20 protein-coding genes are annotated in these 22,089 nt (G+C 66.1%); 10 read left to right on the top strand and 10 right to left on the bottom strand.

All coding sequences use genetic code 11. The features are described from left to right. Positions 1–10: 10 nt before the first annotated feature. On the top strand, positions 11–1,396 hold the full coding sequence (locus tag G0A00_RS05255) for an MATE family efflux transporter (RefSeq protein ID WP_164182364.1): 1,386 nt from the start codon (positions 11–13) through the stop codon (positions 1,394–1,396). Positions 1,397–1,444: 48 nt separating this feature from the next. Next, on the top strand, positions 1,445–2,542 hold the full coding sequence (gene ychF / locus G0A00_RS05250) for a redox-regulated ATPase YchF (protein ID WP_164182362.1): 1,098 nt from the start codon (positions 1,445–1,447) through the stop codon (positions 2,540–2,542). A gap of 206 nt (positions 2,543–2,748) precedes the next feature. Here the strand turns inward: ychF and argC are convergent, their stop codons facing one another. From argC to G0A00_RS05215, 8 genes are all read right to left on the bottom strand, one after another. Next, complete coding sequence (argC, locus tag G0A00_RS05245; RefSeq protein ID WP_164182360.1) at positions 2,749–3,690, bottom strand: N-acetyl-gamma-glutamyl-phosphate reductase; 942 nt, start codon at positions 3,688–3,690, stop codon at positions 2,749–2,751. Positions 3,691–3,815: 125 nt separating this feature from the next. After that, on the bottom strand, positions 3,816–5,696 hold the full coding sequence (gene uvrC, locus G0A00_RS05240; RefSeq protein ID WP_164182358.1) for an excinuclease ABC subunit UvrC: 1,881 nt from the start codon (positions 5,694–5,696) through the stop codon (positions 3,816–3,818). Positions 5,697–6,014: 318 nt separating this feature from the next. Further along, positions 6,015–6,803, bottom strand: a complete 789-nt coding sequence (locus G0A00_RS05235) for an SDR family oxidoreductase (RefSeq protein ID WP_164182356.1) — start codon at positions 6,801–6,803, stop codon at positions 6,015–6,017. A 21-nt stretch (positions 6,804–6,824) separates the two neighbouring features. After that, the gene (locus tag G0A00_RS05230) at positions 6,825–7,781 is read right to left on the bottom strand and encodes a calcium/sodium antiporter (protein ID WP_164182354.1); all 957 of its coding nucleotides are present in this window, start codon (positions 7,779–7,781) and stop codon (positions 6,825–6,827) included. A gap of 1 nt (position 7,782) precedes the next feature. Beyond that, on the bottom strand, positions 7,783–7,962 hold the full coding sequence (locus G0A00_RS26485; RefSeq protein WP_066104794.1) for a hypothetical protein: 180 nt from the start codon (positions 7,960–7,962) through the stop codon (positions 7,783–7,785). Between the two features lies 1 nt (position 7,963). Continuing rightward, positions 7,964–8,761 carry a S49 family peptidase gene (locus tag G0A00_RS05225; protein WP_164182352.1) on the bottom strand — a complete coding sequence of 266 codons (798 nt, stop codon included), beginning with the start codon at positions 8,759–8,761 and terminating at the stop codon, positions 7,964–7,966. Between the two features lie 304 nt (positions 8,762–9,065). Next, complete coding sequence (locus tag G0A00_RS05220) at positions 9,066–9,881, bottom strand: SDR family NAD(P)-dependent oxidoreductase (RefSeq protein WP_164182350.1); 816 nt, start codon at positions 9,879–9,881, stop codon at positions 9,066–9,068. A 217-nt stretch (positions 9,882–10,098) separates the two neighbouring features. Then, positions 10,099–12,603 carry a hypothetical protein gene (locus G0A00_RS05215; RefSeq protein WP_164182348.1) on the bottom strand — a complete coding sequence of 835 codons (2,505 nt, stop codon included), beginning with the start codon at positions 12,601–12,603 and terminating at the stop codon, positions 10,099–10,101. A 140-nt stretch (positions 12,604–12,743) separates the two neighbouring features. Between G0A00_RS05215 and G0A00_RS05210 the strand changes: the two genes are divergently transcribed. Further along, complete coding sequence (locus G0A00_RS05210) at positions 12,744–13,442, top strand: thiamine diphosphokinase (protein WP_164182346.1); 699 nt, start codon at positions 12,744–12,746, stop codon at positions 13,440–13,442. Here the strand turns inward: G0A00_RS05210 and G0A00_RS05205 are convergent. Next, positions 13,363–14,304 carry a DMT family transporter gene (locus G0A00_RS05205; protein WP_164182344.1) on the bottom strand — a complete coding sequence of 314 codons (942 nt, stop codon included), beginning with the start codon at positions 14,302–14,304 and terminating at the stop codon, positions 13,363–13,365. The two genes, G0A00_RS05210 and G0A00_RS05205, sit on opposite strands and share 80 nt — an antisense overlap. A 335-nt stretch (positions 14,305–14,639) precedes the next feature. Here G0A00_RS05205 and secG point away from each other — a divergent pair, with 335 nt between their 5' ends. Together secG and G0A00_RS05195 are read left to right on the top strand one after the other, a co-directional pair. After that, the gene (gene secG / locus G0A00_RS05200; protein WP_164182343.1) at positions 14,640–15,029 is read left to right on the top strand and encodes a preprotein translocase subunit SecG; all 390 of its coding nucleotides are present in this window, start codon (positions 14,640–14,642) and stop codon (positions 15,027–15,029) included. A gap of 170 nt (positions 15,030–15,199) precedes the next feature. Beyond that, positions 15,200–16,843, top strand: a complete 1,644-nt coding sequence (locus tag G0A00_RS05195) for a CTP synthase (protein WP_066104775.1) — start codon at positions 15,200–15,202, stop codon at positions 16,841–16,843. Positions 16,844–16,918: 75 nt separating this feature from the next. On the opposite strand, the gene G0A00_RS05190 is transcribed toward G0A00_RS05195, so the two are convergent. Next, complete coding sequence (locus tag G0A00_RS05190) at positions 16,919–18,046, bottom strand: acyltransferase (RefSeq protein WP_164182341.1); 1,128 nt, start codon at positions 18,044–18,046, stop codon at positions 16,919–16,921. A gap of 329 nt (positions 18,047–18,375) precedes the next feature. Here G0A00_RS05190 and G0A00_RS05185 point away from each other — a divergent pair, with 329 nt between their 5' ends. From G0A00_RS05185 to G0A00_RS05165, 5 genes are all read left to right on the top strand, one after another. Then, a complete protein-coding gene (locus tag G0A00_RS05185; protein WP_164182339.1) occupies positions 18,376–19,164 on the top strand; it encodes a 23S rRNA (adenine(2030)-N(6))-methyltransferase RlmJ in 789 nt (262 codons plus the stop codon). Between the two features lie 147 nt (positions 19,165–19,311). After that, entirely contained in the window at positions 19,312–19,719 is a 408-nt protein-coding gene (locus G0A00_RS05180; RefSeq protein WP_235953100.1) for a hypothetical protein, read from the top strand. Positions 19,720–19,874: 155 nt separating this feature from the next. Beyond that, positions 19,875–20,315, top strand: a complete 441-nt coding sequence (locus G0A00_RS05175) for a TerB family tellurite resistance protein (RefSeq protein WP_066104767.1) — start codon at positions 19,875–19,877, stop codon at positions 20,313–20,315. 146 nt (positions 20,316–20,461) lie between these two features. Continuing rightward, positions 20,462–21,274 (top strand): ABC transporter ATP-binding protein, encoded by an 813-nt coding sequence (locus G0A00_RS05170; RefSeq protein WP_164182335.1) that lies wholly within the window; start codon positions 20,462–20,464, stop codon positions 21,272–21,274. A 49-nt stretch (positions 21,275–21,323) separates the two neighbouring features. Continuing rightward, on the top strand, positions 21,324–22,046 hold the full coding sequence (locus G0A00_RS05165) for a transporter substrate-binding domain-containing protein (RefSeq protein WP_164182333.1): 723 nt from the start codon (positions 21,324–21,326) through the stop codon (positions 22,044–22,046). Positions 22,047–22,089 lie beyond the last annotated feature (43 nt).

The raw sequence follows: 22,089 nt of genomic DNA, 5'->3' as shown, positions 1-22,089 counted from the left end.
AAGCCCGTATATGACGCAAGACCTGCCATATTCCGCCCATATCCGCGCCGTTCTGGTGATGGGCCTGCCGTTGATCGGCGGCCATCTGGCGCAGCTCACCATCGGCCTGACCGATACGGTGATGATGGGGCGCTATGGCGTGCCGGAACTGGCTGCCCTGACACTGTCGATGACGCTGTTTCAGGTGCTGTTCCTCTTTGGCTCGGGGTTTGCCTTTGCGGTGATGCCGATGGTCGCGCAATACGCCGCGCGCGGCGACGAGGTGCATGTGCGCAGGGTCGCCCGCATGGGCCTGTGGCTGTCTGCCGCCTTCTTCCTGCTGGCGCTGCCGATCCTGTGGTTCTCGGGCCCGCTGCTGCGGCTGCTGGGACAGGACGATATCGTTGCGGCAAACGCCCAGACCTACCTGCGCATCGCGGGCTGCGGCCTGCTGCCCGCGCTCGGCGTCATGGTCTTCAAAAGCTATCTGGCGGCGCTTGAACACACCCGCGCGGTGCTGTGGATCACCGTCGCGGCGGCGCTGGTCAATGCGGCGGCGAATTACGCCCTGATCTTCGGCAATTGGGGCGCGCCAGAGCTTGGCATCCGCGGCGCCGCCATCGCCTCGATCTGCGCCCATAGCGCGTCGTTCTTCGGGGTGATCCTCTACGCGCGGCTGCGCCTGCCCGAGCATCAGATCTGGTTCCACTTCTGGCGCCCCGACATGGAGATGCTGCGCGAGGTGTTCCAGCTTGGCTGGCCCATCGGCCTCACCACGCTGGCCGAGGTCGGGCTGTTTGCCGCCACGGCGGTGCTGGTCGGCTGGCTGGGCACGCTGCCGCTGGCGGCGCATGGCATCGCGATGCAGCTTTCGGGCGCGATCTTCATGATCCACCTCGGCTTTTCCAACGTCGCCACGGTGCGCGCCGGTCAGGCCATGGGCCGCAGCGACCTGCCCTTCCTGACCCGCGGTGCCATGGCCGCGCAGATCCTCTCCATCGGCACCGTGATCCTGACGGTGATCCTGTTCCTCGGCATGCCCGAGACGCTGATCGACCTCTTCTTGTCGGACGACGAGCCGCGCCGCGCCGAGATCCTGCGGCTCGGCACGCTGCTGCTGCTGCTCGCCGCGGTGTTCCAACTGGTCGACTCGATTCAGGTGATCGTGCTGGGCGTGTTGCGCGGGCTGCAGGACACCAAAGTGCCGATGATCATCGCCGCCGTGTCCTACTGGCTGATCGGCCTGCCCGCCGCCTATGTGCTGGGCTTCCCGCTGGGCTATGGCGCGGGCGGCGTCTGGATGGGCCTGAGCCTCGGCCTCGGCGTTGCGGCGCTGCTGCTCTACTGGCGCTTCTGGTACCGTCAGGTGCCGCATCTGTCGGGGCTGGCGCTTGCAAGGGGCGCGGGCGGCGACTAGAAGCGGCGCGACCGCAAGAACGCCAAGCCCGAGCCTTAGGAGCACGACATGGGATTTCGCATGGGGATCGTGGGTCTGCCCAACGTGGGCAAATCGACCCTTTTCAACGCCCTGACCAAGACCGCCGCCGCGCAGGCGGCCAACTTCCCCTTCTGCACGATCGAACCCAATGTGGGCGACGTGGCGGTGCCCGACAGCCGCCTCGACACGCTGGCGCAGATCGCCGGGTCGAAGCAGATCATCCCCACGCGGATGACCTTCGTCGACATCGCCGGGCTGGTGAAGGGCGCGTCGAAAGGCGAGGGCCTCGGCAACCAGTTCCTCGCCAACATCCGCGAGACCGACGCCATCGCCCATGTGCTGCGCTGCTTCGAGGATGACGACGTCACCCACGTCGACGGCCGTGTCGATCCGGTGGCCGATGCCGAGACCATCGAGACCGAGCTGATCATCGCCGACATGGAGAGCCTCGAGAAGCGCCTGCAGAACATCGTGCGCAAGGTGCGCGGCGGCGACAAGGAGGCGATCCAGCAAGAGCGCCTGATGAAGGACGCCATGGCGATGCTCGAAGCGGGCAAGCCCGCGCGCCTCGTCGAGGTCGATGCCGAGGACGCCAAACAGTGGCGCATGCTGCAGCTGCTGACCTCCAAGCCGGTGCTCTACGTCTGCAACGTCGACGAGGATGAGGCCGCCACCGGCAACGCGCTGTCGGAAAAGGTCGCCGAGATGGCCGCCGCGCAGGGCAACAGCCACGTGGTGATCTCCGCCAAGATCGAGGAAGAGATCAGCCAGCTCGACGGCGAGGAAGCCGAGATGTTCCTCTCGGAGCTGGGCCTCGAAGAAGCCGGGCTCGACCGCCTCATCCGCGCCGGTTACGAGCTGCTGCACCTTGAAACCTATTTCACCGTCGGCCCCAAAGAGGCCCGCGCCTGGACCATCCCGCAGGGCACGCTCGCCCCGCAGGCCGCTGGCGTCATCCACGGCGATTTCGAGCGCGGCTTCATCCGCGCCGAGACCATCGCCTATGATGATTTTGTCGCCTGCAAGGGCGAACAGGGCGCCAAGGAAGCGGGCAAGATGCGCGCCGAGGGCAAGAGCTACATGGTCAAGGACGGCGACGTGCTGCACTTCCTGTTCAACACCTGAGCCCGCCACAGGTCTGAATTCTCGAACGCGGAGCCTCCCCGGAGGCGCCGCGTTTTTCTTTGCCCGCGCGCAGCGCCGCCCTCCCCCGCGCAGCCCACGAAAAAAGGCGCCGCCCCGCCGGACCGCGCCCCTTCTTCTCTTTGCCAAATACGCCGGGGGAGTCCGCGTCAGCGGACGGGGGCAGCGCCCCCTCCCGGCACCAGCGCTCAGGCTGCCGCGGCCTCGGCCCCCTCAAGCCCTGCGGCCTCGTCGCAGCCGAGCATGATGTTGAGGTTCTGCACCGCCGCGCCCGACGCGCCTTTGCCGAGGTTGTCGAGCACGCCGATCAGCGTCACCGCGCCGGTCGCCGGGTTGCCATGCACGGAAAGCGCCAGCGCATTGGTGCCGTTGAGCCGCTGCGGCATGACCCGCGGCTCATGCACCGATGCCTCGACCACCGACACAAAGCGCTCACCGGCATAGGCCTTGCGCAGCGCCGCCTCGGCCGCGGCCTGGCCCTCGCTGCCCATGGCGGGCAGTTGCACCGCCACCGCCATGCCCTGCGCATAGGCGCCCACGGAGGGCACGAACACCGGCACCGCGCTCAGCAGCCCGTGCTTGACGATCTCGGGCAGGTGCTTGTGGCCCTGCGACGCGCCATAGAGGAACGAGCCATTGGTCTCGCCGCTTTCATACTCGGCAATCATGCCCTTGCCGCCGCCGGTATAGCCCGACACGCCGGAAATGGCCGGCCCTGCGGCGGGGTCGATCAGCCCCGCCTCCACCAGCGGGCGAATGAGCGCGATGGCGCAGGTCGACCAGCAGCCGGGGTTGGACACGAATTGCGCCGCGGCGATCGCCTCGCGCTGGCCCTCGGCCATCTCGGCGAACCCGAAGACCCAGCCTTCGGCGACACGGTGCGCGGTGGAGGCGTCGATGATCTTGGTGCCATGCGGCTCGGCCAGCCGCACGGTCTCGCGCGCGGCATCATCGGGCAGGCACAGGATGGCCACATCGGCTTCGGCCAGCGCCTCGGAACGCGCATCGGCGTCCTTGCGTCGGGCCGGGTCCACCTGAACGAGCGTGATATCCGCGCGCGCTTCGAGCCGCTCGCGGATTTGCAGACCGGTCGTGCCAGCCTCGCCGTCGATGAACACCTTATGGGCCATGGCCTCTCTCCTTAGGTAAAGATGCCGCCGCCATAACATGGCCGCAGCACAAAAGGAACTATGCCAGCGGCGGGCGCGGTCAAAAGCCTTCGACGGCTTTTGCAAGTTTCTTCGAAGAAACTTGCCTAGCCCTTCTCGTGGAAGAAATCGTAGATGCGCTCGGCCAGCGCCTCGCTGACCCCGTCCACCGCCTTCAGATCCGCCAGATTCGCCCGCGCCACCGCCTTGGCCGAGCCGAAATGCTGCAGCAGCGCCCGCTTGCGCGCCGCGCCGACGCCGGGCACCTCATCGAGCGGGTTGGCCATCTGCGACTTGGCGCGCTTGGCGCGGTGCGTGCCGATGGCGAAGCGGTGCGCTTCGTCGCGCAGGCGCTGGATGAAGTAGAGCACCGGATCATTGCGCTGCAACGCAAAGGGCCGCTCGCCGATGCGGTGGAATTCTTCCTTGCCATGGTCGCGGTCGATGCCCTTGGCGACGCCCACCATCGGGATATCCTCGACGCCGTATTCCTGCATGATCTCCCAGACCGCCGAGACCTGCCCGGCGCCGCCGTCAATCAGCAGCAGGTCGGGCCAGAGCCCTTTGTCGCGCTCGGGGTCTTCCTTCAGCAGCCGGGTGAAGCGGCGCGTCAGCACCTCTTTCATCATGCCAAAGTCGTCGCCCGGCACCAGATCCTCACCGCGGATGTTGTACTTGCGGTACTGGTTCTTCATGTAGCCTTCCGGCCCGGCGACGATCATCCCGCCGACGGCGTTGGTGCCCATGATGTGCGAGTTGTCATAGACCTCGATGCGCTGCGGCGGCCCGTCGAGCCCGAAGGCCTCGGCCACACCGCGCAGCAGCTTGGCCTGCGTCGCGGTCTCGGCCATGCGGCGCCCGAGGCTCTCACGCGCGTTGCGCGCCGCGCCCTCGACCAGCTCCGCCTTCTCGCCGCGCTTCGGCACCGCGATCTCGACCTTGCGGCCCAGCTTGCCGCTGAGCGCCTCGGACATCAGATCCGGGCTCTCGATCTCATGGCTCAGCAGCACCAGCCGCGGCGGCTCCTTGGTGTCGTAGAACTGGCCGAGGAAGGCTTCGAGCACCTCCGCCTCCTCCACGTCATCGCCGACGCGCGGATAGAAGTCGCGGTTGCCCCAGTTCTGCCCCGAGCGGATGAAGAACACCTGCACGCAGGCCTGCCCGTGCTCCATATGCAGCGCCACGACGTCGGCCTCTTCCACGCCCTGCGGGTTGATGCCCTGCACCGACTGCACCTGCGTCAGCGCGCGAATGCGGTCGCGCAGCGCCGCGGCGCGCTCGAACTCCATCGCCTCGGAGGCGGCCATCATCTGATCGGCCAGCCGTGCCTGCATCTCGGTAGATTTGCCCGACAGGAAGCGCTGAGCGTCGCGCACCGATTCCGCGTAATCCTCGGCGCTGATCTCGCCCGTGCACGGCCCCGAGCAGCGGCGGATCTGAAACAGCAGACAGGGCCGCGTGCGGCTGTCAAACATCGAGTCCGAGCAGTTGCGCAGCAAGAACACCCGCTGCAGCTGCGTCAGCGTGCGGTTCACCGCCCCGGCGCTGGCGAAGGGGCCGTAGTAGGCTCCTTTCTCGCTCTTCGCGCCGCGGTGCTTCTTGATCTGCGGAAAGTCATGCTCGGTGGTGACAAGGATGTTCGGAAAGCTCTTGTCGTCGCGCAGCAGCACGTTGAACTTCGGCTTGAGCTGCTTGATCAGGTTCTGTTCCAGCAGCAGCGCCTCGGTCTCGGTGCGCGTGGTCAGGAACATCATCGACGCGGTTTCCGAGATCATCCGGCTGATCCGCCGCGAGTGCTGCGCCGAGGGCCGCGAATAGCTCGACACCCGCGCCTTCAGATTGCGCGCCTTGCCGACGTAAAGCACCCGGCTCTGGTCATCCAGCATGCGATAGACGCCCGGACTGGAGTCGAGCGTCTTGAGGTAGCCGTGGATGACCTCGTAGCCGCGTTTCGGCGCCACTTTCGGAATGTCTGCTTCGTCGTTCATCACGTCGTTTCCGGTCTGTTCACCGCTTGCCTTGATTCTGCATCTCGCTGCAATGCCGGCCCCCTGAGATCAAGGAAGAATACATCCACTGTTCCTGTGGATAACCCTGAGGGGGAATTCCGGGGTTCTGCGTTTTTCCCTTGAATCCTTGCCGTTTCGTCGATTTGCACAAAAATTGTGCCAAAAAATAACGTATTGATTTTGCTTGAAAGATTTACGCCGCTTCGCGCAAACCCTTGAAAGCTTGATGCTTTCCTAACACTTGGGTAACGCGCGTGTGACAGGTGCACAACTTGTCGCAGCCGCCCCGCCGCGACCTTAGTCGCGGTCGCAGGTGTCGGGTGTCTGCCATGCCAGATGCTGGCCGCCATCGGTGCAGAGGAACTGCCCGGTCACCCCCGGCGCATCGAGGAAATATCCCAGCGCGCCGCAGATGTCCTCGGGGTTCGATCCGCGCTGCAGAACCGTCGCCGCGCGCTGCGTGGCGAAGCCCTCGGCGCTCTGATCGGCGCCCTGCAATGTCGGCCCCGGCCCGATGGCGTTGATCCGCACGTTCGGCGCCAGCGCCCGTGCCCCGGTCTGGGTCAGCGTCCAGAGCGCCGATTTGGCCAGCGTGTAGCTGATGAACTCCGGCGTCAGCTTGCGCAGCCGCTGGTCGAGCATATTGACGCAAAGCGCGCGGGCCCGCGGCTCGCCGCGCGCGTCGGTCTCGGCCTCGGGCGCCTGCGCCGCGAAGCTCTGCAGCAGCACGAAGGGCGCGCGCAGGTTCGATTCCATCGCCCGGTCCCAGCTGTCGCGGGTCGCGGTCGCCATGTCGTCATGCTCGAAGATCGAAGCGTTGTTGATCAGCAGGCCGAGCGGCCCGCCAAGCGCCTCGGCAGCGCGCCCCACCAGCGGGATCACTTGCCGCTCGTCCAGCAGATCGGCCTGCAGCGTCACCGCGCGGCCGCCCTTCTCGCGCACCAGCGCCGCGACCTCTTCGGCCGCCTCCGCCGAGCCGCCGTAATGCACCGCCACGTCAAAGCCGCGTTCTGCCAGATACAGCGCCATCGCCCGGCCCAGCCGCTTGCCCGCGCCGGTCACCAGCGCGCGTTTCTCGATACCCATATGTCTTCCCCCCGAAACCGATCAGATCAGAACGTAGCTGACATATCCGATGTAAAGCGCCGAGAGGACCACCCCCCAGACGCGTCCGATGTCGCGCTTCATGAAGACGAAGGGCACGAGGATCAGCGAGGCCGCCAGCATCACCCACAGATCGAAGCTCAGGAATTGCGGATCCACCGGCATCGGCTTGATCAGCGCCGCGACGCCGATGATCGCCAGCAGGTTGAAGACGTTCGAGCCGATGACGTTGCCAAGCGCCACATCCGCCTGCCGCCGGATCGCCGCCATCACCGTGGTGGCAAGCTCGGGCAGCGAGGTGCCAAGCGCCACCAGCGTCAGGCCGATCACCGTGTCGGGCACGCCGAACATGGCGGCGATCTCGGTGGCGCTGTCGATCAGCAGGTTGGCGCCCACCGGCAGGCCGACGAGGCCCAGCACCAGATAGAGCGCGATCTTCCAGCCCGGCATATCCGGGTCGGCACCCTCGGGCTCTTCCAGATCCTCAAGCTCGGCATCGGCCTTGCCGTTCTTGCGGTGGCTCAGCGCGTCGCGCACCGAATCCCACAAGATCAGCGCCATGACGCCCAGCATCACCAGCCCCGCGATCCAGTCGAAGGTGCCGCGGAAGGCCAGTGCGATGAACAGCACCGAGGCGCCGATCATGATCGCATAGCTTTTACGCGTGTCGTGGCCGGAGGTGTGCAGCACGGTGATCAGCGCCGGAATGCCCAGCACCAGCAGCACGTTGGCGGTGTTCGAGCCCACCACATTGCCCAGCGCGATCCCCGGAACGCCGTCGAGCGCGGCCTGTATCGAGATCAGCAACTCGGGCGCGGATGTGCCGAAGGCCACGATGGTGAGGCTGACGATCAGCGCCGGGATCCCCATGCGCAGAGACAGGTTCACCGCCCCCTTGACCAGCGCATCCCCCGCCAGAAGCAGGATCACAAGGCCTAGGGCCGCGTAGACAAAAACCATTTCAGACCTTTCGTTCGCCGCAGGGACAGGGCCCCTTGCCGATCTTATGCCGGCCGCAGCGCGGACATTTCTTTCCCGCCTCGCGGCGGCTCAACCGCCCCACTCCCGGCATGCGCAGCTTGCCGAAGATCCCCAGCACCGCGATGACCACAAGGAAGAGGGCGACAATCTTTGCAAGCATGTCAGAGCCCGAAGCGCGCGAAGCCCGCGCGTTCCTCGATCAGCCCCATCGTCTCTTCGGCAAGGCTCAGGCCCAGCTTCGGGATCAGCCGCTTCTTCAGCCCATAGCGGCGGAATTTCACCTTGTCGCCGAACCGCGCCTTCATCCCCGGCACCAGATGCGCGGTGCCATCGGCCAGCCCGACCTCCACCGCCGAGCGCCCGATCCAGATCTCGCCGGTGAAGAGGTCGGGATCATTGGCAAGCTTGCCGCCCCGCCGCTCCTTGATCTGCGCGATGAAGGTCTCGTGCAACTGGCCGAGGATACGCTCGAGACGGGCCACGTCCTCTTCGCTCTCGGGACGGAACGGATCGAGCATGCTTTTCGATTTCCCGGCGGTATGCACCCGCCGCTCGATCCCTTGCCGGCTGAGAAAGACATGCGCGCCGAAGCCCGCCGAGATCACCCCGATCGAGCCGAGGATCGAGCTTTCGTCGGCAAAGATCTCATCCGCCGCCGAGGCGATCCAATAGCCGCCCGAGGCCGCCACATCCTCGACAAAGGCATAGACCGGCACTTTGGTCTCTTCCGACAGGCGCCGGATGCGCGCGCCGATGAGCGAGCTCTGCACCGGCGAGCCGCCGGGCGAATTGATCTCCAGCGCCACCGCCTTGGGCTTGCCGCGCCGGAACGCGCGTTCCAGCACCGGGGCCAGCGTGGTGTCGTTGAGACTGCCGCGTCCCGCCATGCCGATGGCGCCCTGCAGGCGCACGACCGAGACGGTGGGTTTGCTTTTCAGGAAGGGGATCGGGCTTTTCATCCCGGTGATGTAGACACGCCCCCCCGTGACGACAAGGCGGGGCGCAAAAGAACTCTCAAGTGATGCAGCCCGTCGCGCAAAGCGCGGGCATTTGCCGAATATGCCGACTGAATTCCGGCATTTGCGGCCCGCCTCCAACGCAGCCACCGCAACCACGCCCAATCGCCGGACGGCACAGAAAAGGGCAGAGCGCGCCCACGCCCTGCCCTTCTTCTCTTTTACAAATACGCAGCGTTCCACGCGCGCAGCCTCGGGCCCGGCGCAAACCGCCACCCGCCCAAGACCCGCATCTCAGGCCCGCAACCTAAGCCTGCGGCGGCTGGCCGTTCGAGGCCGACAGCCCGCCATCCACCGCAAGGTTCACACCATTGATGAAACAGGCATCGCGCGAGGCCAGAAAACAGATCGCCGCGGCCACATCCTCGGGCTCGCCGGGGCGGCCCAGCGGCAGGCGCTCCATGAATTTCTGCAGCAGGTCCTCGTTCTCGAACATATCTTCGGTCAGCGCCGAGCGGGTGATCGAAGGGTTCACCGCGTTCACCCGCACGCCGCTTTCACGCGCATCCAGCGCCAGCGCATGGGTCAGATTGGTCACCCCGCCCTTGGCGGCATTATAGGCGAACATGTTCCAATCGCCCCCCGTGCCCGAAACCGACGAGGTGTTGACCACATTGCCGCGCGCCCTGCGCAGCGCGGGCCAAGCCGCACGGGTGACCATGTAAAGCCCGGTGAGATCGGTATCGATCACCTTGTCCCAGCTTTCGCGATCCACCTCCTCGATGCTGCCCATGACGGCGGTGCCGGCGTTGTTCACCAGCACGTCGATGGCGCCGAAATGCGCCAGCGTCTCCGCCGAGATGCGCTTGGCATCCTCTTCCCTCGACACATCGGCGCTGATTTTCAGCACCCGCGCCTCGGGCAGCCCCTCTGCGGCCTCGGTGAGGTCACCTTCGCTGCGTGCCACCATGGCGACATTGGCCCCCTCCAGCACGAAGCGGCGGGCGGTGGCGCGGCCAATGCCGGTGCTGGCGCCGGTGACGATCACCGTGGCGCCCTCGAAACGGTCGAGGCTCTCATAGGGCTGCGGGGCGATGGCGGGCTCTGCAACAATATCTTTCATCTCAATCTCCATTTGGTCCGGTCCGGCGCGCCGCGCTTCGGCGCTGCGGGTCAAAGATCAAACGGAAAGGCCCCCCTGCCCTGTTCCCGCCGCGCGGGCCACATCGGCGTGAACGTGGTGCCCGCCCGGCCCGATGAAACGCCCGGACCGGTGAAACGCAAAGCGCCCCCGCGATGGCTCGCAGGGGCGCTTTGATGGCGGGGTCTTGGCCGCCGTGTCAGCCTGCGGCGCGGGCCGAGGGCTTGAAGCTGATCCGGTCGGAGACGGTGAACCGCCCGCCGCCGGTCTTCTCGATCTTACCGTCGCGCAGAAGCTGGCCGAAGCTGCGCAGACGATCCTCGCGGCTCGAGTCCTCCCCGTCCACCTGACGCACTTTGGTCATCAGCTGCGGGCGCGAGAACTGGGCGCGGCCCTCGATATACGACAGGTAAGAGGCTGCGGCCTCAAGAAGATCCGGCAGGTCGTGCGCGCCGACGCTTTCGGCGTAGCTGGCGAAATCGCCCTGAACGCCTGCGGGGGCTTGCTCTTCCAGATCGGCCAGCGTCACCCGGCGCGGACGCAGCGGCGCTTCCGGCGCATCCGCGGTTTCGTTCACGCGCTGCTCGGCAACCAGCTTCAGCGGCGCGGGGCGCAGCGGAGCCTCGGCGGCGGGGCGCTCGGTGGCACCCTGCGGGGCCGGAGCGGGGCGGCGCGGACGCACCACATCCGCCAGATCCTCGCGGTAGGGCTGCGCCTGCTCTTCGGCGTCCTTCTTGCGGCCCAGCAGACGGTCGGCACGGGTTGCGGCCACGGCGGCGCGCAGATGCGCGATGGCGCTGCGGCGGCGGTTGCCCTCGGGCTCTTCAAGCTGGGTGTTGGTCTCGTTCAGGATGCGCGAGGTGTCATTGTCCTCGACGCTGGTCTCGGTCAGCATCACGCGCGCCGGGCTCGAGAGCTTCACCGCCTTGCGCACGTCCTGCTGCGCGACGCGGATCATCTCTTCGATCTCACCGTCCTGATCGTCACCGTCTTGATCATCACTGGCCTGATCGTCCCAGTCTTGATCGTCACCGTCCTCATCGGCCTCATCCAGCGGCGCGTCGAATGCTTCGGCGAAATCCTCGGCCAGATCGTCGTCTTCGTCATCCTCATCGTCGAGCAGGGCATCGCGGGCGGCTGCGGAGGCGGCGAGGTCTTCCTCGTCGTCATCCTCATCGTCCCAATCGTCGTCGCCCCATGCTTCGTCGTCGAAATCCTCATCCTCAAGGTCGTCTTCGAGGTCTTCGTCGTCCCAAGCGCTCTCTTCTTCGGTCTCGGCCTCAAGCTCGGCAAGCAGCGTCTCGGCAGGCACGGGCGTTTCCGCCTCAGCCACGTCCGCCGCCGCGCGGATCTGGTCGAGGTCGTCGACCTCGTCCCATTCATCCTCGAGACCGGCGGCCAGCTCGGCCTTCACCGCTTCAAGCTCGCGGGCAAGGTCGGCCTCGTCATCGGCGCTGAGGCTGCTCTGGGCAGGCTCTTGGCGCACTTCTTCCAGCGCACCCGTCGCCACGGCGGCGTCAAAGGCAGCGCGGCTCACCTTCACCACGCGCACCCGGCGCGGTTTGGACGGCTTTGCGGCCTCCGGCGCGGTGTCGGTGGCGGTGTCGGTGGCGGCTTCTGCGGAAGCCTCATGTGCAACCCGGACCACTTTTGCGGGGGCCGCAGCTGCGGGCTCAGCCGCCTCGACCTCGGCCTCGATCTCTGCCTCTTCAGCATGGTCCGGCGCGGCGGCAAATGCCTTGGTCAGCGCAAAGGGGGCGTCCGCGACGGGCGCGTCAAGCTCTGCCTCAAGCTCTGCATCCGTGGCATCCTCTGCGACATCCTCTTCGTCGTCCCAATCTTCGCCCTGCAGCACCGACAGATCGATCTGCATGTCGTCCGCGTCGTCCGCGTCTTCATCGCGGGCCGCATCACGGACCTCGGGCGCATCCATGTCGAGCGTGCCGAGCATGGCGGAGACGGCGGCAACCGTGTCTTCACCGTCCTGATCGGCGTCTTCGCTCACGTCCGGCGCGGTCGCGGCAACGGCCCCGCCCGACACAACGGCGCGAATGCGGCGCAGCTTGGCGGCAACGCTGTCGTCGGAGGCCGGAACGATGCCTGCAACCGGCGCGGCGGGCGCCGCAGCAGCGGCAACCGGCTCGTCGTCGTAATCATCGTCAAAGGCGTCAAGGGCGGGCGCGGCGCTTTCCGCCGCAAAGAACGCCGCCTCGGCGGAGAGGCTGTCATCGCCTTCGGCCAGAATCTCGGCCTGCGTCTCGATCTGCGTGGATTCGGCGGCGGATTTGGTGGCGGCTTTGGCAGCAGCCTCCGCTTCGCGCTGCAGCTCAGCTTCCTCGGCGGCGGCTTCGGCGGCAGCGCGCTCGGCGGCCTCGCTCAGTGCCTTTTCCATGCCGCGCTCGGCGTCGGGGCCGACCACATCGGCACCAGCCGGCGCTGCCGCAGGCATCGCCGCATCGGCCAGCGGCCCGCGCAGCACCAGACGGCCGCTCTGCGCGTCGGCACTGACCTGCGCCTGCATAAGCTGCGCGGCAAGCTCGGGATCAAACTGCGGCGGCTCGGCACCGAAGAAGCGATCTTCCCGCACCACACCACGGAAGAAATTCGTGCTCTCCTTGACCACCGCGAGGGGATCCTCGAACCCTTCTGCCGTACAGGAGAAGGTGCCGTAGGAGACCGTCAATATCTTGCTGGAACTCACCATGTGCCGCTCACTCTTTCACTCGATCTGCAACAAACTGTTTACCATCTACTAGGAGACCAAAGCTGACCGAATCTGAGGTTTTCACCGTATCATTTCATGACCAAATTGTGGTCGTTTTCGCGAAAAGCCACTAAAAAGCCATGAATCCCGGAACTTCCGAACGTCTCAGGTCCGACGGACCCGTCTTGCTGGCGGGCGGCGGAGACTGCCCGCCCGACCTCTTGTCGCCGCTGCTGGACAAGGCCCAGCTGCGCGTGGCGGCCGATGGCGGCGCAGATGCGCTGCTGGCAGCCGGGGTGATCCCCGATGCGGTGATCGGCGATCTCGATTCCCTGACAGACGACGCCCGCGCCGCGATCCCGCCAGAGCGAATCCACCTTATCACGGAACAGGACAGCACCGATTTCGACAAGTGTCTGCGCAACATCGCGGCACCTCTGGTCTATGCGGCGGGCTTTCTTGGTGCACGGCTTGATCACCAGCTTGCGGCGATGACGGTTCTGGCGCGTCACCCCGACCGCCGCTGCCTGCTGGTGGGCCGCGATGACGTGGTGGCGCTCTGCCCGCCGCGGATCTCGCTCGACCTGCCCATCGGCTGCCGCTTTTCGCTTTATCCGATGGCGGACTGTGGCGGCACCAGTTCCGGGCTGCGCTGGCCCATCGACGGGCTGCGTTTCCGCCCCGATGGGATCACCGGCACGTCGAACCAGACCGATGCGCCGCGTGTGGATCTGAGCTTTGATGCCCCGAAGATGCTGATCATTCTGCCGGCGCAGCATCTGGCGCCACTGGCGCACGCGCTGCTGCAAGCCGACGCGCGATGGCCCGCTCGCGCATGAGGATATAAAGCCCCGAGGCGACGGTGATGCAGATCCCCACCGTCGCCAGCCCGTCCGGCAGGTCGTTCCAGACCAGAAAGCCGAACAGCGTGGCGAAGGGAATCTCCAGATATTGCATCGGGGCCAGCGTCGCGCCGGGCGCAAAGCGCAGCGACCATGTCATCAGCAGATGCGCCAGCGTCCCCAGCAGGCCAATGCCAAGGATCAGCCCCCAGACCTCGGCCCCCTCGCCGCTCCACTCCAGCGCGGGCAGCATCGCCCCCGGCAACAGCGCCAGCACCGGCACGAGGATCAGCACCGCCAGCCCGCCCGAGATCGCCTGCAGCGAGATCGCATCGGTTTCGCGCGCGATTTGACGCGTGACCAGCATGAAGAGCGAGAAGTTCAGCGCCACGCCCAGCGGCAGCAGCGCCGGCCAGCCGACCTCGGCAAAGGCGGGCTGCACCACCAGCAGCGTGCCGACAAACCCGACGCCGCAGGCCGCAAGCCGCCGCCAGCCCACCTCCTCGCCCAGCACATAATGGCCGAGCAGCAGCATGAAGAACGGCATGACAAAGGCGATGGCCACCGCATCGGCCAGCGGCAGATGGCGCAGCGCGGCGAACATCAACCCAATGCCCAGCATATGCAGCAGGGTGCGCAGCGCGGTCAGGGCGAAGATTCGCCGCCGCATCCGCCAGACCCGATGGGTGGCGATCACCAGCGGTGCCAGCACCAGCGCCTGAATGGCAAAGCGCAACAGCAGCAGCTGGCCGATCGTGACCTTGTCCCCAAGCAGCTTGGCCGTCGCGTCGCCCATCGGGGCGACGATGCAGAAGCCAAGCATCAAAAGGACACCAAGAAGAGGACGATCACCAACCATGAGGCGAACGGTAGCCGCACCCTTTCACTCAGACAAGAATTTCTGTCATGTGCTGCACCGGGTCTGAGCGAAAATCCCCCGCTCTCAGCCCCATCGAGGGCCGCCCGGCCGCTGCGCCCAAGAGTGCGTATTTGTGGAACAATGAAGCGCGGGCGGCGCGAGGTTCTGCGGCTGTTTTCGCGCCTCGCGCCTGACCTCCATCCTGACGTCCATCCTGACTTACATGCCGCAACGGGCGGCTGCCGCCGCATTGCCGCCAAGAGCCGGGTTGCGTGTGCAGTCGCCTTGCCCTACACAGCGCCCGTTCAACACAGCCGGAATGCCTGAGACGCCCCATGGAAAACGTGATCCTCATCGTGCACCTCCTCCTTGCGCTCGCGCTCATCGGCGTGGTGCTTCTGCAGCGATCCGAAGGCGGCGGCCTTGGGATGGGCGGCGGCGGCGGTGGCGCCATGAGCCAACGCGCAGCAGCCACGGCACTGGGCAAGATCACCTGGGGGCTCGCCATCGCCTTCATCATCACCTCGATCACCCTGACGGTGCTCGCGGCGAGCGATGCAAGCGGCACCTCGGTCATGGACCGGCTCACCGGCGGCAGCTCCGCCGAAGAGAGCGACGGCTCCGCTCCGGCACCTCTCGACACGGATGGCCTGCTGCCGCCGCCGTCGGGCGATACGGGCACCGATTCTGGCGCAGATGCGCCGATGGTTCCCAGCGCGGACTAATATCCGCCAGACTAACAACAGCTTGAGGGCCGCCTGTCAGCCGCAACAGCATCTTGCGGTTGGCTAGACAGTGCGGCCCGAATCCTTTATACGTGGACTCCCGTGATGCTGCGGCTCGTTGGGCCGTGGGTGTCCTACATTTTGACGCAAATCACGGGGTCGCGCTGCCAATGGCACGTTTCATCTTCATCACCGGCGGTGTCGTTTCTTCGCTCGGCAAGGGTCTGGCTTCCGCGGCGCTTGGCGCGCTGCTGCAGGCGCGGGGCTTTTCGGTCCGCCTGCGCAAGCTCGATCCGTATCTCAACGTCGATCCGGGCACTATGAGCCCCTTCGAACACGGCGAGGTCTTCGTCACCGACGACGGGGCCGAGACCGATCTCGATCTTGGCCATTACGAACGCTTCACCGGCGTTCCCGCGCGCAAGACCGATTCCATCTCGTCGGGCCGCATCTATACCAATGTGCTCGAGAAAGAGCGCCGCGGCGACTACCTCGGCAAGACCATTCAGGTCATTCCGCATGTCACCAACGAGATCAAAGACTTCATCTCGATTGGCGAGGATGAGGTGGATTTCATGCTCTGCGAGATCGGCGGCACGGTCGGCGACATCGAGGGCCTGCCCTTCTTCGAAGCCATCCGCCAGTTCAGCCAGGACAAGCCGCGCGGCCAATGCGTGTTCATGCACCTGACGCTGCTGCCGTGGATCAAGGCCTCGGGCGAGCTGAAGACCAAGCCGACGCAGCACTCGGTCAAGGAACTGCGCTCGATCGGTCTCGCGCCCGATATTCTCGTGTGCCGCTCCGAGGGGCCGATTCCCCAGAAGGAACGCGAGAAGCTCGCGCTCTTCTGCAACGTCCGCCCCGACAGCGTGATCGCCGCGCAGGACCTGTCGTCGATCTACGACGCGCCGCTCGCCTATCACCGCGAGGGGCTCGATCAGGCGGTTCTCGATGCGTTCGGCATCACCCCGGCGCCGCGCCCCAACCTCGAAAAGTGGGAAGACGTCTCGGAACGCATCCACAACCCCGAGGGCGAGGTGAATGTCGCCATCGTCGGCAAATACACCCAGCTCGAAGACGCCTATAAGTCGATCGCCGAGGCGCTGACCCACGGCGGCATGGCGAACCGGGTGAAGGTGAATGTCTCTTGGGTCGACGCCGAGCTCTTCGATCAGGAAGACCCGGCGCCGCATCTCGAAGGCTTCGACGCGATCCTCGTGCCCGGCGGCTTCGGCGAGCGCGGCACCGAGGGCAAGATCAAGGCGGCGCAGTTCGCCCGCGAGCACAAGGTGCCCTACCTCGGCATCTGCCTCGGCATGCAGATGGCGGTCATCGAAGCGGCGCGCAACGTCGCGGGTGTGGCCAAGGCGGGCTCGGAAGAGTTCGACCACGAGAAGGGCGAGAAGCGCTTCGAGCCGGTGGTCTATCACCTCAAGGAATGGGTGCAGGGCAACCAGCGCGTGAACCGCTCGGTGAGCGACGACAAGGGCGGCACCATGCGCCTCGGCGCCTATGACGCGGTTCTGACCGAGGGCTCGAAAGTGGCCGAGATCTACGGCACCACCGCCATCGACGAGCGTCACCGTCACCGCTACGAGGTCGACATCAAGTACCGCGAGGCGCTGGAAAAAGGCGGGCTCTGCTTCTCCGGCATGTCGCCCGATGGCCGTCTGCCCGAGATCGTCGAATGGCCCGATCACCCGTGGTTCCTTGGCGTGCAGTTCCACCCGGAACTGAAATCGAAGCCCTTCGATCCGCACCCGCTGTTCAAGGATTTCGTGCGCGCGGCGAAAGAAGCCTCGCGTCTGGTCTGAGCGCCACCAGCGCAGACATTGAAAAGGCCCGGGCATACGTCCGGGCCTTTTTGCGATAGGGCCTGCGCCCGCGGATCACCGCAGCGCGCCGCGCCCGGCCAGCGCGGGCATCGCGCCCACCGCCCAGCCTTCCAGCGCAAAGACATGCCGCCGCAGCCGCAGCGCCGGGCGCTCGATCAGCACCCACGACAGATGCGCCACCAGCGCCGTCACCGGCAGCGACACCAGCGTGATCCAATACCATTCGCGCAGACCGGGCAGCAAATAGGCCACCAGTTGCTCGATGATGAAGTGATACAGGAAGATGCCATAGCTGAGATCGGCCCGCTTCAGCACACCAAGCCGCGGCGCATTCATCAGCCCCAGCCCCACCGTCACGTAAGAGATTGCGAAAATCCCCACGTATTGGCCCAGCCCGCTGAGGCTGAACGCGATCACCGCGATCACCGCGCCGGCCAGCACGAATCCAAACCGCACGGCGATCACTTCGCGCCACGCATGCAGGCAGACGCCGCAGACGAAGGCCAGCACCAGCGCGCGTCCGGTGACCGTGCCGACCCAAGGGTCGAAATGCCAGCCGGTGCTGAGCCCCATCTTCACCACCGACAGCGTCAGGAAGGCCAGCAGACCCAGCAGCAGCACGCGCCGGTCGCGCCGCGCGCCAAGCAGCGTCAGAAGGCCAAGGCCGATGTAGCAATAAAGCTCGTAGGGCACGGTCCACAGCTGACCGTTCGCCATGCCCTCCTGCGGGTTGCCCGCGAAGACCCCCGGCAGATACATCGACTCGTTGCTCACATGGCCGGTGGCGTTGAGCAGGTAGCGGGCAAACTCCTCGGCGGCGAAATATTCGGGCCATGCCAGCGAAGTCACCAGCGGCCCCAGCACCACCGCCGACAGCACCACCTCCACCGCCAGCGCCGGATAGATGCGGATGAACCGCAGCCCCATGAAGGAAAACAGCGTGCGGCAGCGATAGAGGCTGCCCGCCACCAGAAAGCCCGACAGGGCAAAGAACATCGGCAGCACGGTCATCGCCAGCCCGTCGCTGGGGAAATGGCTCCAGATCACCTCCATGTAGAATTGCTGCCCATAGGCGATCTGCACGCTGTGAATTGCCAGAACCAGAACCGAGAGCAGCAGTCGCATATAGTCAAAGCCGCTCGGGCGGCCCTCGGCCGCCGTCATGAAGTCCTCGATTGTCACGGTTTCGCTCCTCGGCGCGGCAGAGGGGCGTCCCTTCCTCTCGCAGCCGCGCCTACAAATGTTTAAAAATTTATTCCATCAATGACCGCAGCATCGCGCGCGTGGCAGGGCCCCACAAGGTCAAACCACCCGCGCCGCCGATGTGGGCGCTCTGTTGCTCGCATTTGCGCCGCCCTGCGCGCCGACCTGCCCAGCACGGCGGCAGGCCGAAAGCACGCGCCAAAGGCCACCGGCTCGACAGGGCGCGCCGCAAGGGCTATCTGCTGCGGCATATGCATGGGTTGTGCATGCTTTGTGCATCGCTTGTGCCCCCCTGCTCCGAGGCCCAGATGCTTTCCTACCAACACGCCTTCCACGCCGGGAACCTCGCCGATCTGCAAAAGCACGCGCTGCTTGCAGAGCTGCTGTCCTACCTCACGAAGAAGGACAAACCGCTCACCTATATCGAGACGCATGCCGGTCGCGGGCTCTATGATCTGACCTCCGACGAGGCGGTGAAAACCGGCGAGGCGGCGCAGGGCATCGGTGCCCATGCAGGCATCTTCGGGCAGGACCATCCCTATCTTGCCGCGCTGGATGCGGTGCGCCGCGAGCATGGGCCCAACGCCTATCCGGGCTCGCCGCTCATCGCCTCCAAGCTGCTGCGCCCGAAGGATAAAATCCACCTCGCCGAGCTTCATCCGCAAGAGCATCAGGCGCTGACGCTGGCGCTGCGCGCGCCCAATGTGACGCTGCACCGGCAGGATGGGTTCGCCCTCGCCCACAGCCTCTGCCCGCCCGAGCCCCGGCGCGGCGTGCTGCTCGTCGATCCGCCCTATGAGCTCAAGCAGGACTACGTCGAGATCCCGAAATTCTTTCGCCAGATCAACAAGAAGTGGAACGTCGGCGTGCTGGCGCTCTGGTATCCGATCCTCAGTTCCGCCGCGCATGTGCCGATGCTGGCAGCACTGACCGAGGATTTCCCCGACGCGCTCTGCCACGAGATCCGCTTTCCCCCCGTGCGCGAAAATCATCGGATGATCGGCTCGGGCATGTTCGTGGTGAACCCGCCGTGGGGTCTGTCCGAGGCGGCAAGCGCCCTCACCGATCGGCTGCGCCGTGCCAAGGCCGCGCGCTGACCGCGCAAGACCATTGCCCGCCGCCGGAACCTGACGCAAAGTAAGTCAGGCGACACTCAGCGAACAGGGCCGAAATGCAACCGACCATGCATAAGCGCAGCCGCGCGCACCTAGGCTAAGACTTTGCCGCGCGGTCTGAAATTCTGGATGGCAGCCCCCGAGGCGACGCCGCTCGAACCCTGCGATGTGCCGCTGGCGCTGGGGGCATTGCTGCTGCGCGCCGCCGCCGAGGCGCAGGGCCAGCCGCCATTGCTGCGCGTGTCGGTGGTCGATGCGGTTCTGGCCCGCCGCCACGAATTGACCCCGCGCGAGGCCGCCGAGATGCGCATCTCCTGTCAGGCCGTCGCGGCGGCGGCCCCAGACACCGCCTGTTTCGCCGCGCTTCTGGCCCGCGCGGTCGGCTATCGCGAGCGGCTGGCGCTGGCGCATTGTCTTTATGAGGTCATGGCCGACGCCGAAGCGCCCGCCGCCTCGCTGCAGAGCGCGCTATGGCTGTCGGAACATCTGCTTTTCGTGACGCCGCAGGACCTTGCCGAGCCCAACCGCGCGAATTGACCACCGTAGCTGGGGGCTCTGCCCCATCCGCTGACGCGGATTTCCCCCGGGATATTTGCCTCTAGACGAAGCCGGAAACCGTGGCACACAGCTTCGTGCGGCCCCCGCCGCGCTCTGCCGTTGGCGCGGCGGCAAGAGGCGGCTATATCTTGCCTATGTTTGCGGATTTTCTGAAACGGCTGGTCGATCCCGGCCCCGAGCTCCTGCCCGACGCCGATGCGCGGCTGGCGCTCTGCGCTTTGCTCGTGCGTGTGGCGCGGGCCGATGAAACCTACGACCAGTCCGAGCAGGACCGGATCGACCGCATTGCCGCGACGCGCTATGGCCTGTCGCCCTTCGAGGCCAGCAAGCTGCGCCGCGAGGCCGAGGCGCTGGAGGCCGAGGCCCCCGATACCGTGCGTTTCACCCGCGCGATCAAGGACGCCGTGGCCTATGAGGATCGCATCGCGGTGATCGAGGCCTTGTGGCAGGTGGCGCTGGCCGACGGCAGCCGCGACGACGAGGAAGACGCGCTGCTGCGGCTGGTGTCGAACCTGCTCGGCATCAACGACAGAGATTCGGCGCTGGCCCGGCAAAGGGTCGAAGCCGCGGGCTGAGCTGCCTCCGAAAGGTCTGATTTCCGGGCAATTGCTCGGTTACGCCGCGCAAACTCGGCCACAGGGGCTGTTTTGCGCATGGACATCGCGGGGGGTTTCCGCTCATTCTCCCCGCCAGTTTCTGCAATAGCCCAAGAAGGTGAGGCTTGACCGATCCCGCTCCTGCAGCCGCCCCGGCCACCGCGACGCCCCTCGATCCGGTTATCGAGATCCGCGATCTGCACAAGGCCTATGGCGAGCTTGAAGTCCTCAAGGGCGTCAGCATCACCGCCAAGCGCGGCGACGTCGTCTCGCTGATCGGTTCTTCGGGCTCGGGCAAATCCACCCTGCTGCGCTGCTGCAACCTGCTTGAAGACAGCCAGCAAGGCGAGATCCTGTTCAAGGGCGAGCCGGTGCGCTGGCACGGCTCCGGGCACAACCGCCGCCCGGCGGATCCCAAGCAGGTGCTGCGCATGCGCACCAATCTTTCCATGGTGTTCCAGCAGTTCAATCTCTGGGCCCATATGACCATCCTGCAAAACGTGATGGAAGCGCCGCTCACCGTGCTCGGCCGTCCGCGCACCGAGGTCGAGGCCGCCGCGCGGCGCTATCTCGACAAGGTCGGCATCGGCGACAAGGCCGACGTTTTCCCGGCGCAGCTTTCCGGCGGCCAGCAGCAGCGCGCGGCGATCGCGCGCGGGCTGTGCATGGAGCCCGAGGCGCTGCTCTTTGACGAGCCGACCTCGGCGCTCGATCCCGAGCTGGAGCAGGAAGTGGTCAAGGTGATCAAGGATCTGGCCGCCGAAGGCCGCACCATGATCATCGTCACCCACGATATGAAGATGGCCCATGACGTGAGCGATCACGTGGTGTTCCTGCACAAGGGGCGCATCGAGGAAGAAGGCGCCCCGGCCGAGCTGTTCGGCGCGCCGAAATCGGAACGACTGCAGGGCTTCCTGCGGTCGACCAGCCATGTCTGACAAGCGGCCAAGAACCGCAATCGGACGCGTAAACCAGGGAGCAAGTTACATGAAATCCATCCTTCTCGGCACCGCCGCGCTGGCGCTGACCGCCAGCGTTGCGCTGGCACAGGACGTGGTGCGCATGGGCACCGAGGGCGCCTACCCTCCGTACAACTTCATCAACGACAGCGGTGAAGTGGACGGTTTCGAGCGCGAGCTGGGCGACGAGCTCTGCACCCGCGCCGAGGTGACCTGCGAGTGGGTGACCAACGATTGGGATTCGATCATCCCCAACCTCGTGTCGGGCAACTACGACACGATCATGGCTGGCATGTCGATCACCCCCGAGCGTGAAGACGTCATCGCCTTCACCCAGAACTACACCCAGCCCGATCCCTCGGCCTACCTCGTGCTTTCGGGCATGGAAGACGTCGATCTGAAGGGCGCGGTGGTCGCTGCGCAGACCGGCACCATTCAGGCCGCCTTCGTTGCTGAAATGGGCGCGACCCTCGTGGAATACGCCACCCCGGACGAGACCGTCGCCGCCGTGCGCAACGGCGAAGCCGACGCGGTTCTGGCCGACAAGAGCTATCTCGCGCCGGTCGCCGACGAGAGCGACGACGTGGTGCTGCTCGAGCAGGAAGAGCTGATCGGTGGCGGCGTCGGCATGGGCCTGCGCCAGAGCGACACCGAGCTGAAAGAGAAGTTCGACGCGGCGATCCAGTCCATGAAGGACGATGGCTCGCTCAACGAGCTGCTCGTGAAATGGGAAATCGGCGCTCCTTTCTGAGCGCCCCAAGACGAGGGGGCCTGTCCGGCCCCCTCGACGGCTG

Source organism: Salipiger sp. PrR002 (genome assembly GCF_010500775.1).
Classification (GTDB): domain Bacteria; phylum Pseudomonadota; class Alphaproteobacteria; order Rhodobacterales; family Rhodobacteraceae; genus Salipiger.
The sequence above is the reverse complement of the archived record's forward strand: the minus strand, read 5'-3'. Positions and strand labels throughout refer to the sequence as shown.